Source organism: Nostoc sp. (genome assembly GCF_035638895.1).
In the GTDB taxonomy this organism is placed as follows: Bacteria; Cyanobacteriota; Cyanobacteriia; order Cyanobacteriales; family Nostocaceae; genus Nostoc.
This window is the reverse complement of record NZ_DASQZC010000517.1, coordinates 1-13,846: the sequence shown is the minus strand read 5'-3', so window position 1 is coordinate 13,846 and position 13,846 is coordinate 1. Positions and strand designations below refer to the sequence as shown.

Annotated in this window: 10 protein-coding genes and 1 pseudogene; 7 read left to right on the top strand and 4 right to left on the bottom strand. The window is 44.3% G+C overall.

Annotated features, from left to right (window positions below):
* Positions 1-393 precede the first annotated feature (393 nt).
* Positions 394-1,416, top strand: a complete 1,023-nt coding sequence (gene bioU, locus VE944_RS25865; RefSeq protein ID WP_324983890.1) for a (S)-8-amino-7-oxononanoate synthase BioU — start codon at positions 394-396, stop codon at positions 1,414-1,416.
* A 125-nt stretch (positions 1,417-1,541) separates the two neighbouring features.
* Here bioU and VE944_RS25860 read toward each other — a convergent pair whose 3' ends face one another.
* From VE944_RS25860 to VE944_RS25845, 4 genes are all read right to left on the bottom strand, one after another.
* Positions 1,542-2,102 carry a hypothetical protein gene (locus VE944_RS25860; protein ID WP_324983888.1) on the bottom strand — a complete coding sequence of 187 codons (561 nt, stop codon included), beginning with the start codon at positions 2,100-2,102 and terminating at the stop codon, positions 1,542-1,544.
* 87 nt (positions 2,103-2,189) lie between these two features.
* The gene (locus VE944_RS25855) at positions 2,190-3,413 is read right to left on the bottom strand and encodes a type II secretion system F family protein (protein ID WP_324983885.1); all 1,224 of its coding nucleotides are present in this window, start codon (positions 3,411-3,413) and stop codon (positions 2,190-2,192) included.
* Positions 3,414-3,518: 105 nt separating this feature from the next.
* Positions 3,519-4,646, bottom strand: a complete 1,128-nt coding sequence (locus VE944_RS25850; protein WP_324983882.1) for a type IV pilus twitching motility protein PilT — start codon at positions 4,644-4,646, stop codon at positions 3,519-3,521.
* Positions 4,647-4,735: 89 nt separating this feature from the next.
* Positions 4,736-6,739, bottom strand: a complete 2,004-nt coding sequence (locus tag VE944_RS25845; RefSeq protein WP_324983879.1) for a GspE/PulE family protein — start codon at positions 6,737-6,739, stop codon at positions 4,736-4,738.
* A 597-nt stretch (positions 6,740-7,336) separates the two neighbouring features.
* On the opposite strand from VE944_RS25845, the gene grpE reads away from it, so the two are divergent.
* The 6 genes and pseudogenes from grpE to VE944_RS25815 all read left to right on the top strand — a co-directional run.
* Positions 7,337-8,086 (top strand): nucleotide exchange factor GrpE, encoded by a 750-nt coding sequence (gene grpE, locus VE944_RS25840; protein ID WP_324983876.1) that lies wholly within the window; start codon positions 7,337-7,339, stop codon positions 8,084-8,086.
* A gap of 227 nt (positions 8,087-8,313) precedes the next feature.
* A complete protein-coding gene (gene dnaK / locus VE944_RS25835) occupies positions 8,314-10,272 on the top strand; it encodes a molecular chaperone DnaK (protein ID WP_324983873.1) in 1,959 nt (652 codons plus the stop codon).
* Between the two features lie 786 nt (positions 10,273-11,058).
* Complete coding sequence (dnaJ, locus tag VE944_RS25830; RefSeq protein ID WP_324983871.1) at positions 11,059-12,186, top strand: molecular chaperone DnaJ; 1,128 nt, start codon at positions 11,059-11,061, stop codon at positions 12,184-12,186.
* Positions 12,186-12,443: a sulfurtransferase TusA family protein gene (locus VE944_RS25825; RefSeq protein ID WP_324983869.1), complete on the top strand. Its 258-nt coding sequence runs from the start codon at positions 12,186-12,188 to the stop codon at positions 12,441-12,443. Before dnaJ ends, VE944_RS25825 begins: the two co-directional genes overlap by 1 nt.
* Positions 12,440-13,540: a small ribosomal subunit biogenesis GTPase RsgA gene (rsgA, locus tag VE944_RS25820; protein WP_324983867.1), complete on the top strand. Its 1,101-nt coding sequence runs from the start codon at positions 12,440-12,442 to the stop codon at positions 13,538-13,540. Before VE944_RS25825 ends, rsgA begins: the two co-directional genes overlap by 4 nt.
* A 91-nt stretch (positions 13,541-13,631) precedes the next feature.
* Positions 13,632-13,846: pseudogene (locus VE944_RS25815) on the top strand (Uma2 family endonuclease); the annotation flags it as partial.

The following is a 13,846-nucleotide window of genomic DNA, read 5'->3' as shown; positions in this document are numbered from 1 at the left end:
TGAGGCAATCAATACAAGCTATACTATTAGAAAAAAATTGGTCTTGTATTTGTTATTAGGAAAAAATCTGGCGATCGCTTCCTGTACAAAGGCTCTGGAAGTCAGAAATGACAAATGTTTTCGGAGAGTGACAGAAGAGGGCTAATCAACCAAGCAGGATTCTGGGTGGCTGAACCTTTATACAAGAGGGTTTTGCAGCTTGTTGATGAAAATTAATTTTTGATACTGTACAAGTACCTTACATAAAAAAACATCAGTCAGCCGAAGAACCCAGGATAATGAATCATAATTAACCTTTATAGCTTTGAGCTATCAGCCATCAGCCGCCAGTTACAAGCCGGAAGCTGAGATGCAGAATGCTAAAGGCTTTTGATTCAACTTAACCAATTGACTATGAATTCCGAAAAAGTCAAAAATTCTCTAAATATTTCGCCAGCGATACGCATAGGAGTACTAGGTTTCGGCGGACTCGGACAAGCCGCCGCCAAGGTACTTGCTGCTAAACAGGAAATGATTTTAGTCGCCGCAGCAGATCAAAAAGGTTACGCTTACGCTGCTGAAGGTTTAAATACTAAAGAATGCATTGCAACCTACCAGTCCCAAGGTTCGGTAGGTCATTTAGAGCCAGTTGGTACGTTAACAAATCAAAGTATTCGGGATTTAATCGAAATAGCTCAACCTGTGGATGGGTATTTTCTGGCTTTACCCAACCTACCAAATGATTTTATCCCCTCTGTTGCCAAAGAGTTTATTAAGTCTGGTTGGCGTGGGGTGCTAGTGGATGCGATTAAGCGCACCACTGCTGTAGAACAACTACTGGCGATGAAAGAAGAACTGCAAGCAGCCGGGATTACCTACATGACAGGCTGTGGTGCAACACCTGGATTGTTAACAGCCGCAGCAGCTTTAGCCGCCCAAAGCTACGCCGAAATTCATCAAGTCGAAATTACCTTCGGGGTGGGAATTGCCAACTGGGAAGCTTACCGCGCTACCGTTCGGGAAGACATTGGCCACATGCCTGGTTACACAGTGGAAACCGCTAGAGCGATGACTGACGCAGAAGTAGAAGCACTACTAGATAAAACTAATGGTGTGCTTAGCTTGACGAATATGGAACACGCTGATGATGTGATGTTAGAAGTAGCGGGAATAGTGGGGCGCGATCGCGTTACTGTTGGTGGTGTAGTCGATACTCGCAATCCTAAAAAGCCTCTCAGCACCAACGTTAAGGTAACAGGGCGCACCTTTGAAGGGAAAATTTCCACCCATACCTTTACTCTAGGAGATGAAACCAGCATGGCAGCCAATGTCTGCGGCCCTGCCTTTGGCTATCTCAAAGCTGGTAGACAATTGCACCAACGCGGCATTTATGGAATATTTACTGCTGCCGAAATTATGCCGCAGTTTGTTAGGTAATAGTTAGCAGTACAGACGCGATTAATCGCGTCTGTACAGGAGTTAAAAATATAAAATAGCAAATTTGGAGTCTCTGAATAATGCTCCAAACTTGCTATTTAAAACTCCAAAACTTCTAACTTTTTCTAAGATGATGGAAGTTCTGGAGAGAAAATATCTGTGGAATTCTCTTCAAACAGCGAATCTGAAGCTTGTATAATAAATGGAAGTTCTGCTCCTATAAGTCCTCGTTGAATGCGTTCTAAAGTCTCACTAAAAATGACAAATAGAGGATATATAGTATTAGCTCCTTCACTCAAAATATGACTATGGCGGAGAGGCATTAACCACTCATAATCATTGTCTAGCCAAACTTGAGTTTGTCGCCAACGCCCTAACAAATCAGAAAAGTCTTCATCAGCACGATGAATAAAGATTAGAATTTCTGCTCCAGTTTTGATTTTCCACTCAGGATCGCACATCAAAATTGCCACATCACAAGGTAGGCAAATCGTTTCCCCTACTGTTGTAGCAGTATTGCGAAGGCGGACAATTGGCAAGGGAATAGTGATGACGCTTTCATCTGGACGGCGCAGACTGGGAATCATCTCCAAGTATGGCCGATATTGCTTTAGTAAGGCGATCGCAGCTAGATGATTGCTGTACTCTGCCAAACTCGCTTCGTAGTAAGATTTTTGCACAGTCATAGTTTATTAAATAGTTATGATTTAAAAGTTAGAAATTAAAAGTTTTAATTCCTAACTCCTAACTCCTAACTCTTAACTTTAAATCCTCTATCCCATCTTTTCAAATACCTTAAACATCGGTAAATACATTGCCAGCAAAATGGTTCCAACCATCCCCCCTACAAATACAATCATAACTGGTTCCAAAATACTGGTCATTGATTTTACTGCCTGCTCGACTTCATCTTCATAGAAATCCGCAACTTTCATCAACATTGTATCTAATTCTCCAGTTTCTTCTCCAATACTCATCATCTGAATTGCCATAGGCGGAAAAACGCTATCTTTTTGTAAAGCAATGCTAATCATCCCTCCTTGTTGAATCTCTATACGGGCTGCATCTATGGCATTGGCAATCACTTTGTTACCTGATGTATCTCGGACAATTTCCAAGCAAGTTAAAATTGGTACACCTGAACGAGTCAAAGAACCAAAAGTCCGGCTAAAGCGGGCAACCGAAGATTTTTGAATTAAGTCACCAAACAATGGCAACTTGAGAGAAAGGCGATCAATTGTGATGCGGCCAACAGGAGTTTTACCGTATGCTGTAAAAGCAAATTTAAGTCCGATAAGACCAGCGAGAAGTCCGAAAGCGCCCGGACTTCTCAAAAATTTACTGGTATCCATCAAGAATTGCGTTAAAGGTGGTAATGTGATTCCAATTTCTTCAAAAATCTTGGCAAAAATCGGAATTAGAAAAATAGTCATTCCGAGAAAGATAACAACTGCGATAAAACCCACAACAGTTGGATAAGACATTGCTGATTTAATTTGGTTTTGTAAACGGGCAACATCTTCTAACAACTTAGCTAAACGATTTAATACTTCGTCTAGAACACCACCAACTTCGCCAGCTTGAATCATACTCACGTATAATCCATCAAAACAGTCAGGATGCTTACGCATTGCCTCTGAAAGATTCATTCCGCTTTGAACATCGGTACTAATTTCCACAAGGGCTTGTTTCAGTTTAGTATTACTACACTGTTCAGAAAGTACGCCCAGGCTTCTAACGATCGCAACTCCCGCATTCATCAAAACGGCAAATTGACGCGAAAAAACGGCTTTGTCTTTCACAGAAACCTTAACTAAGGAATTCTGGAAATTTTTGAAGGCAACCTCTGGCTGAAATCCTTGAAATTGTTTGAGTTCTTGGACTACAAAACCTTGATCTCTAAGATTAGTACGAGCTTGCACCAAGGATTCGGCAGTAATTTTTTCTGTTCGGGATTGTCCTTGAGAATCCCGAACACGAGCAACGTAGGTTGGCATAAATTAATTCAAAATAGTCGTTATTTATTGGGGATTGGGCATGGGGTATAATGCAATGGACACAAGGGAAAGACTTAGTGCAACTTCCTCATTCCCTCAGTTTTTTTAATGTGCTTTGGCAGCCACACCGGGTTTCCCACCTGCTGCCTGCGGTGGTACAGAACTACCGATGAGACGTTGGATTTCATCTGGCTTAGAAGTTTTAGACATTGCCGCTTCAAAGGAAATCGTTCCTGCTTTGTACAAATCGGCTAAAACCTTCTCCAGAGTTTGCATTCCCAATTTGCCGCCAGTTTGAATAGCCGAGTAAATTTGAGATGTTTTGCCTTCTCGAATTAAGTTGGAAATAGCAGGAGTAACAATCAGAATTTCTTGAGCCATCACCCGACCATATTCACCGGGTTTAGGGTTTTTCTTAGATACCAAGGTCTGGCTAAATACCCCTACTAACGAGTTAGACAATTGCACCCGCACCTGGGTTTGTCTTTCATGGGGGAAAACGTCGATAATCCGGTCAACAGTTTGGGCGGCGGAACTGGTGTGTAGCGTACCAAATACTAAGTGTCCTGTTTCTGCTGCGGAAATCGCCAAAGAAATCGTTTCCAAATCCCGCATTTCCCCCACCAGAATAATATCTGGGTCTTCCCGTAGGGCTGCTTTCAAAGCATTAGCAAAGCTTTTAGTATCTTCTCCTAGTTGCCGTTGGTGAACCAAGCTTTTAATTGGTTCATAGACAAATTCAATTGGATCTTCCACCGTTAAAATATGCTCTGCCTTGGTGCGGTTGATCAAGTCAATCATTGCCGCTAGGGTAGTTGTCTTGCCGGAACCTGTAGGGCCTGTCACTAGAATAAGTCCTCTGGGCTTATCGCACATTTCCCGTACTATATCTGGCAGACCTAATTTTTCAAAGTTAGGGATTTTAGAACTTAATGCTCGTAAACAAGCGGCATAAGCACCACGTTCTTTATAAACATTCACCCGAAAACGAGCCAAACCCTTAACACCATAAGAACAATCCAATTCCCAGGTCTGTTCTAAGGTTTTACGCTGAGTGTTGTTGAGCATACTAAAAATCAGCCTTTGACATTGATCGGCTGTTAATACATGCTCACCTATGGGGGTGAGTTTGCCACTGATGCGGAAGTAGGGAGGTAAACCTGCGGATAAATGCATATCCGAGCCACCCATTTCAATCAACTGCTCCATTAGGTCTTCAATCATCATTTCCATAGTTCTGTTTCCTTTTAATGTTTGTTATTTGTCATTTGTTTAAAGTTACTTAGCATCGACCAATGACCAATGACTAATGACTATTAACCTTAAAATCGAGATGTCATACAGTAGGGACAATCGAGCCATTCTGGTTTCAATGTGGCCTCGCAAGTCCGGCAAGTAAGACCAGTCTTGCGTTTGGCTTTTAACTCGGCTTCCAAACCAGTATCAGTAAACGTCACCCGTTCTACTTCTTCTAGAGTGGTAGAACCTTGACGCACTAAGTCCAAACTGTAAGCCAGCAAGGTTTTCATGCCCTCTTCTATTGCCACTTCCTTGATGCGTTCCGTGGGCGCATCTTCGTTGATGAGAGTTTGCAGGTTTTCAGTGACTCGCATGACTTCATAAACACCACAACGCCCTTTGTAGCCGACTCCATTACATTTTGAGCAAATCTGATTTTTGCCTTTGGCTTCTGCGATCACATCTAATGTCAAGCTGTTAGCCTTATAGAAGGTAACTCCAACATCTGAGGAAGCTGATAGACCATAACGACCCAATTCTTCAGTTGTAGGAGTGTAGGCAATACGACATTCAGAACATACACGCCGCACCAAACGTTGAGCTAAAACGCCAATTAGGGAACTAGAAACCATGAAAGGCTCAATCCCCATTTCTCCCAAACGAGCGATCGCACCTGGGGCATCATTGGTATGTAAGGTAGTTAATACCAAGTGACCGGTTAACGCAGCTTCAATTGCTGTTTTTGCCGTTTCCTTATCCCGCGTTTCACCCACCAGGAGCACATCTGGATCTTGCCGCAAGAAAGCCCGTAGAGCGGTAGCAAAATCCAGTCCTTTTTCCCGAATCACCTGTACTTGAGTAATCCCTGGAAGACTGTATTCAATGGGGTCTTCCACAGTACTGATATTAATTCCGGGATCATTCTTTTCTGACAATGCAGAATACAGCGAAGTTGTTTTTCCAGAACCAGTTGGCCCAGTCACCAAAATTAGACCAAAGGGACGGCTAACCATATCCTTGACAATATTCAAAGTCTCTGGATCGGTAATTAACTTATCTAATCCCAGTTGGGTAGAGGAGTTATCCAAAATCCGTAGCACCACCTTTTCCCCGTAGCGACTGGGCAAGGTATTCACACGGAAGTCCACCTTACGTCCCTCAAATAGCCGCCGGATGCGTCCATCTTGGGGTAGACGGCGTTCAGCAATGTCTAGATTGGAGATGATTTTAAATCGGGCTGTCACCGCCGGGATGATTTTTTTCGGCATTGCGGGAAAAGCTTCACGCAGTACGCCATCTTTCCGAAAGCGAATGCGTAAGTTTTCTTCTTGCGGTTCGATATGAATGTCAGAAACGCCCTCATGCAAGGCTTTAGCCAGGATTCTGTTGACTAGGTTGATAACTGGGGCATCCTCTGCACCCTTCATCGCTGCCCCTAAATCAGCCTCCATTTCTTCAGGAGCATCCGAAATATCGAGATTTCCGAGATTTTCTAAATCCTGACTAATATCTGTAGCATTTTCTCGTTCTAGGTGCTTTTGCTTAACAGCCATTTCATCCAAATATTGGTTGATTAGCTGTTGGTAGTCTTCCTGTGTAATCACCATGCGCTGCAAGGCCAAGCCTTGGGGGCGCAAGATGCGATTTAGATCATCAGAAGCCTCTAGATTATCTGGAGCCACCATCGCCACTAAAACTGATGGCGGGGTTTGGTCTTCATGTTTCGATAGTGGTACTAAACGGTGGCGACGGCAAATATCCACTGGGATAAGGGTTTCAATGAGGTTCGCCATCTCCGTGTTGCCAAAGGAATTGACTTCCGGATCGAGGAATTCAACACCGTATAGTATTTTAAGTTCAAATAGCTGCTGTTTTTTGTATTGCCTGAGCAACTCAGGTGTTAGTTGTTGCCCAGTGATTGACTCTAGTACTTCCGTTAAGGGTCTGCCAGATTTGCGGCTTTCAATTAGTGCCTGCCTCATCTGTTCGGTATTGACATAGCCAGATTGCACTAGCTTGTTGCCGAAGGGTGAAAACTCTGTTCTGGTAGTTAGAGCGGTACTGCGCCGTTGTGGTGACGAGTTCATAAATGAGCAATTGATTTGGGAAACCTCTGCTTAAAGTATTCCCAGGCTGTGAGACAGAATTCTCATTTCTAAAAAAAGTCCTGAGTAACCGAACTTCTAAGTAAGTAAAGCCGCCGCTCTTTCTCTGGCTCACAGAAAATTTGCAGTTTCCAGTTTCATTTTTCCAGTCAGTAACACTAGTGATAATACTTAGTTATTTAAACAAAATTTAGTAATTATTAGCAATATTCTAATTATTTTTTATCACTATAGATGCAAGCTGAGTGTCAAAACTTGCAATGGCGTACCCGCTCGCCGTAAGCGATCGCATTCTCGGAATTTTTTTGCGTTCACTCATGACTTGCTCAATTACAGACTCGCTTAACAAATCTTTAAAATCTAGCCCCAAACTTTGATTCTTAGAGGTACACTATTCGTTCGGGTTCCCGCCTTAGTGGGGTCTGGGCTAAGGTGTTCACCATTTGTCACAATAAGAGGACGGTTACATCATTTTCAGAAACTTGTTGGCAATAAAATCAGCCTCAGTAGCAAGTCGTAGATGACGACAGTTGCAAGCTGTAGAGATACACTGCCATAAGCATCTGGAATGAGTAGACAATGATGGATGAAAATAAACAGATAAACAATACAAGCCAGCAATTGGGTGAACCAACAGAGGTAAAGCAAGCAATGAAGAGTGACTCCCCAGCCCAAATTAATTTCAATGAATCTGGTAGCGAGGTGACAGAGCAAGTGACAGCCCAAACTAATGTCTCGGGGGATACGGCTAATCTCAATCCAGAAAATAGTGTCGCTGCAAGTGAGAAAACTGGAATGGAAACAGCAGCTTTGGCAGAACTGACTCAACAAATCGACTCTCTCAAAACGCAGCTAGAAGAGCGTAGTACTCAATATATGCGGATTGCTGCTGATTTTGAGAATTACCGGAAACGTACCAGCAAAGAAAAAGAAGAGTTAGAGACACAGATCAAGCGGAACACCATTCTGGAATTGCTGCCAGTGGTCGATAATTTTGAGCGGGCGCGATCGCACCTCAAACCGCAATCTGAAGGCGAAATGACCATGCACAAAAGTTACCAAGGCGTTTACAAACAATTGGTAGATAGCCTGAAGCGCTTGGGTGTATCACCAATGCGTCCTGAAGGTCAAGAATTTGATCCTAACCTACACGAAGCAGTAATGCGCGAACCTACGGATGAACATCCTGAAGGAACAGTGTTAGAAGAGTTAGTGCGCGGATACTTCTTAGGTGATCGCGTGCTACGCCATGCAATGGTCAAAGTAGCTGCTCCCAAAGAAGATACCCCTTCCGCACCAGAAGATCAGTCGAGTCAAGCCAACAGTTAAGCTGTAGTCGCTCGCCTCGCTGACCTAAAGTGCCTGGGTTCTAGCAAGGACGAGCATCGTGTACCTAATACTTGAACAAGGCTTTGGATAACTCTCTGTGTTTCAATTTCTCTCTTGCTACCAGCAATAGGGATTCCACAGACGTTATCCGCTAGCCTTGGTTCGGAGCAAAAAAGTTTAGTCCGCGACAGATTACAGCAGAAAACTCGGTAAAAATACTGATAATTATGGGAAAAGTTATTGGGATCGACTTAGGCACTACTAACAGTTGCGTCGCAGTTTTGGAAGGCGGTCAACCACTGGTGATCTCCAATTCTGAAGGTGGACGAACTACTCCAAGTATTGTGGGATTTGGGAAGAGTGGCGATCGCTTGGTTGGTCAATTGGCAAAGCGCCAAGCCGTAACCAATGCCGAAAACACAATTTACAGTATTAAACGATTTATCGGGCGGCGTTGGGAAGACACTGAAACAGAACGCGATCGCGTCCCCTACAACTGTGTCAAAGGTCGAGACGATACCGTTGATGTCCAAATTCGCTCAAAAAACTACACGCCACAAGAGTTGTCTGCTATGATCCTGCAAAAGCTTAAGCAGGATGCAGAAAGCTTTTTGGGTGAGGAAGTTACTCAAGCAGTGATTACCGTACCAGCATATTTCACAGATGCCCAAAGACAAGCAACTAAAGATGCTGGCACCATTGCAGGATTAGAAGTTCTGCGAATCATCAATGAACCAACAGCTGCGGCTTTAGCTTTCGGATTGGACAAGCAAGACCAAGAGCAGCTAATTTTAGTATTTGACTTAGGAGGCGGAACCTTCGACGTATCAATCCTGCAACTTGGGGATGGCGTTTTTGAAGTTAAAGCGACTTGTGGTAACAACCACTTGGGTGGAGACGACTTTGATAATGCGATCGTCCTTTGGATGATGGAACGCTTCCAGCAACAAGAGAAAATCGACCTTTCCCAAGATAAGATGGCACTGCAACGCCTGCGGGAAGCAGCAGAAAAGGCAAAAATTGAACTCTCCAGCATGGTGAATACATCCATCAACTTGCCGTTTATCACGGCTGATGACACCGGGCCAAAGCATCTGGAGATGGAACTCAGTCGCTCTAAATTTGAAGAACTGGCAGGGAAATTAATTGAAAGTACCATTGAACCAATGATCCAAGCGCTCAAAGATGCGGATCTCAAACCACAAAATATAGATCGGATTATTTTGGTAGGTGGTTCTACCCGTATTCCCGCAGTCCAAAACGCGCTAATTAAGTTTTTCAATGGCAAAGCTCCCGATCGCTCCATCAACCCTGACGAAGCTGTAGCATTGGGAGCAGCTATCCAAGCAGGTGTGTTGGGTGGCGAAGTAGATAATCTTTTACTATTGGATGTCACTCCTCTGTCCTTGGGAATTGAAACCTTAGGTGAAGTGTTCACCAAAATTATTGAACGTAACACCACAATTCCCACCAGTAAGTCACAAATTTTTTCCACAGCAGTTGATGGGCAAACCTCGGTAGAAATTCACATCCTCCAAGGTGAACGGGCAATGTCACGAGACAATAAGAGTCTTGGCAAGTTTCTACTAGCAGGAATTCCCCCATCGTCCCGTGGTGTGCCGCAAATTGAAGTATCCTTTGAAATCGATGTCAACGGCATCTTGAAGGTTTCTGCCCAAGACAAAGGTACAGGTAGAGAACAAAGTATCAGGATTACCAATACAGGTGGTTTAAGTACCAACGAAGTCGAACGGATGCGCCAAGAGGCAGAACTGTTTTCCGACGAAGATAGAAGACGTAAAGAACTGGTTGAACTCAAAAACCAAGCAGATAATCTGTTGTTCAGTTACGAATCCACCATCAAGGATAACAGCAGCTTTATCGGCGATCAGATGAAAACCTTGGCTAGTGAAAAAGTTTCACAACTCCAAGCTGCAATGATTGACTCTAGTATTTCCACTGTGGAATTTAAGCAGCGCTTAGACGACTTCCAACAAACCTTGTTTGCAATTGGTGCTGATGTTTACAATCGAGCTAACAGCCAAAGTGATGAGATTGAAGAGGCTTCACCTAATGTCTCTACCCCAGAAGTAGACTCACCAATGAATGGCACACTAATACCACAATTCAACTTTGATTTTGACGAAGAAAGTACTGCCCAGGTTGATTATGAGGCGATAGATTAGGGGACTGGGGACTGGGGATTAGGGAAGAACCACGGAAGCAGAGCGAAAATTCCTCTTCTCTAAAGCCTTCCCTCCCCTACACCTGTAACTCTTCAAACCCCGTGCCCAGTCCCCAATCCCCAATCCCTAAGTTGCAGATTTTTATTAAGGCACTTTAATATATCTATATATTTAGATTATAAATTTAGCGAAGTTTCACAAGACCCCAGCAGTTTGCTAGATTGTAGAAGCAAATTACTCTGGGCTAGGCAGTGTCAGTTCAGATGCACTTCCATTGCATAAGGGTGGTTTTCCACACCTAATGGTGCGGCTAGCCCCTCTGGTTGATGGGCGGGGTTTTCCTCTCCTACGTAGCACAATTGTAAAAGAGACAGCCGACTCGGCAGTGAGAAGTCTGAGCATAGGCTTCCTCTGCTGCTAACTTCTATCGCTTTTGTCGTCTCCTACGAGGAAAGCACCTGTTGCTCAAGATTTGTCGGTGATTTTTGTAAAAGGTAAAGGGTAAAATCAGTTATTAACATAAATTAATTTTATCTTCTGCCTAACCTCCGGCAAGCCGCTCTCTAAAAGATACTGTGTTGCTTCATGTATAGGCAAAACACTTTTCCGTAGGGTAGCAAGTGACCGTGACGTTCTACTGCCCTTCTCCTGACGGAGACGCTACGCGAACGGGTGACGCTCCCAAGGTCGCTAACGCTACGCTAACACCAGTCGCTGATGGGGAAACCCCCAAGACCGCGCAGGTTCACCTTCTGCTTTCTTCCTTCTAACTTTTACCTTTGCTATATGGCCCGCGACTATTATGAAATCCTGGGTGTCTCTCGTGACACCGACAAAGAAGAAATCAAACAAGCCTATCGCCGTCTAGCCCGGAAGTATCACCCAGATGTGAACAAAGAACCGGGGGCGGAGGATCGCTTTAAAGAAATTAACCGCGCTTATGAGGTACTCTCAGAGCCAGAAACCCGCGCTCGTTACGATCGCTTTGGCCCGGAGGGTGTGTCAGGTGCTGGCTCAGGTTTCCAAGATGTTGGCGATATGGGTGGTTTTGCCGATATCTTTGAAAGCATTTTTAGTGGCTTTGCTGGCGGTATGGGTAATCCCACGCAACAAAGACGGCGCAGTGGGCCTGCTAGGGGTGATGACCTGCGGCTAGACCTGAAGTTAGACTTTCGGGAAGCGGTATTTGGCGGGGAAAAAGAAATTCGTATTTCCCATCTAGAAAATTGTGAAGTTTGTAGCAGTTCTGGTGCTAAACCTGGAACCCGCCCCCGGACTTGTTCTACTTGTACCGGATCGGGTCAAGTCCGCCGTGTAACCAGAACACCTTTTGGCAGTTTCACCCAAGTTTCGACTTGTCCCACCTGTAATGGAACAGGGATGGTAATTGAAGATAAGTGTGATGCCTGTGATGGTAAAGGCGCAAATCAAGTCACAAAGAAACTCAAAATTACTATTCCGGCTGGTGTGGATAATGGCACACGCTTGCGGATTTCTAGTGAAGGAGATGCTGGCCAACGCAGTGGCCCTCCTGGGGATTTGTACGTTTACTTGTTCGTAAATGAGGACGAGGAATTCCAAAGGGATGGCATTAATATTCTCTCGGAAATCAAACTTAGCTACCTGCAAGCGATTTTAGGTTGTCGGTTAGAGGTAGATACGGTAGATGGGCCTGTGGAACTGATCATTCCGGCTGGAACCCAGCCCAATACGGTGATGAAGTTGGAAAATCGCGGCGTACCCCGTTTAGGTAATCCCGTCAGTCGAGGGGATCACATGCTGACAGTATTAATTGATATTCCCACCAAAGTCACCCCTGAGGAGAGGGAATTGTTGGAAAAGCTGGCTAAAATTAAGGGAGATCGCACTGGTAAAGGCGGTCTAGAAGGATTCTTGGGAAATTTATTTAAGTAATGAAGCCCTCTTCTCTTTTAATTCCTGATGCTCAACTTGATTTGCGCGGCACTCCTTGCCCAATTAATTTTGTACGGACAAAATTACGTCTGGAGAAAATGCCATTGGGAGGTTTACTAGAAGTCTGGCTAGACCCTGGTGAGCCGATTGAGCAGGTTCCCGATAGTTTGACAATGGCAGGTTATCAGGTGGAACAAATTACAAACTGCACTAGTTATTTTTCTCTGTTAGTACGCCGTCCAGTTGCTAGCCAATGACAGGGGAAAATTTTGCTGCAACTGGACAGTTATTGGGTACGGTGGTGGCTGTACAAGCTAATTTTTACCGAGTACAGCTGGATGAAGAGGATGGCGAGATCAGGGAGATGAGGGAACAAAATCTTCCCCATCCCTCTTATCCTCTCCTCCTCTGTACTCGCCGAACACGACTGAAAAAAATCGGTCAACAGGTGATGGTAGGCGATCGCGTTGTAGTAGAAGAGCCAGATTGGGCTGGGGGACGGGGTGCGATCGGTGATGTTTTACCCCGTCAAAGCGAGTTAGATCGTCCGGCGATCGCCAATGTCAATCAAATACTATTGGTATTTGCCGTAGCCGATCCACCTTTGGAACCTTATCAACTAAGTCGGTTTCTAATTAAGGCTGAGTCTACTGGCTTGGATGTGCTTTTATGTTTGAATAAAAGTGATTTAATTTCACCGCAGGAACAGCAGCAAGTTAGCGATCGCCTCCTTGGTTGGGGCTATGAACCAATATTTATCAGCGTCAAAGATGGTATAAATACCGACCAAGCATCTAGATATTTGAGTAATAAAATTACTGTAATTGCTGGGCCTTCCGGTGTTGGTAAATCCAGCCTGATTAATATACTGATTGAATCTGCCAAACTGCGAGTAGGGGAAGTTTCTGGCAAACTAGCTCGTGGTCGTCATACGACTCGCCATATAGAATTATTTGAGTTACCTAATGGTGGAATGCTTGCAGACACTCCTGGTTTTAATCAGCCGGACATGGATTGTATACCAGAAGAATTAATTCATTATTTCCCAGAAGCAAGAAAGCGGTTAGCAGTTGCTAGCTGTCGGTTTAGTGATTGTCTGCATCGAGACGAACCGGAATGTGCGGTGCGGGGAGACTGGGAACGATATGAACATTATTTAGAATTTTTGTCCGATGCGATCGCTCGTCAAACTCAGCTGCACCAACAAGCTGATCCTGAATCTACGATGAAGTTAAAAAGCAAAGGCAAAGGGCAGAGTCAATACGAACCGAAGCTAGAAAGTAAAAAATATCGCCGCATTTCCCGCAAGACTCAGTTACAGGACTTGCAGGAATTATATCGGGATGAGGAATAACGAGGGCGATGTCTACGACGGGCTGCGCCTACGCGCTTTTATGTAAAGGTTGGTCACGATAGCATGGATACAAATAGAAAAACTATCTTGTATGTCTCAGCCCCTTGCTACTACCACTAGTGTAAAAGATGTCAATGAAAGTATAATTTTCCCACCAGGCGACATCTATAGTGACGAACCCCCATTGGAATCTGATTTACACCGCGAACAAATTGATTTACTTATCCGCCTCATCAAATCGTGGTGGCGCGTAGGCGTAGCCCGTCGTAGACATCGTCAGGATTTTTATGCTACCGGCAACCTGAC

Coding starts and splice junctions, on each gene's coding strand:
- VE944_RS25850 (WP_324983882.1), bottom strand. CDS start 4,646: ATGGAAATGATGATTGAAGACCTAATGGAGCAGTTGATTGAAATGGGT.
- dnaK (WP_324983873.1), top strand. CDS start 8,314: ATGGGAAAAGTTATTGGGATCGACTTAGGCACTACTAACAGTTGCGTC.
- VE944_RS25860 (WP_324983888.1), bottom strand. CDS start 2,102: ATGACTGTGCAAAAATCTTACTACGAAGCGAGTTTGGCAGAGTACAGC.
- VE944_RS25855 (WP_324983885.1), bottom strand. CDS start 3,413: ATGCCAACCTACGTTGCTCGTGTTCGGGATTCTCAAGGACAATCCCGA.
- grpE (WP_324983876.1), top strand. CDS start 7,337: ATGATGGATGAAAATAAACAGATAAACAATACAAGCCAGCAATTGGGT.
- bioU (WP_324983890.1), top strand. CDS start 394: ATGAATTCCGAAAAAGTCAAAAATTCTCTAAATATTTCGCCAGCGATA.
- rsgA (WP_324983867.1), top strand. CDS start 12,440: ATGACAGGGGAAAATTTTGCTGCAACTGGACAGTTATTGGGTACGGTG.
- dnaJ (WP_324983871.1), top strand. CDS start 11,059: ATGGCCCGCGACTATTATGAAATCCTGGGTGTCTCTCGTGACACCGAC.
- VE944_RS25845 (WP_324983879.1), bottom strand. CDS start 6,739: ATGAACTCGTCACCACAACGGCGCAGTACCGCTCTAACTACCAGAACA.
- VE944_RS25825 (WP_324983869.1), top strand. CDS start 12,186: ATGAAGCCCTCTTCTCTTTTAATTCCTGATGCTCAACTTGATTTGCGC.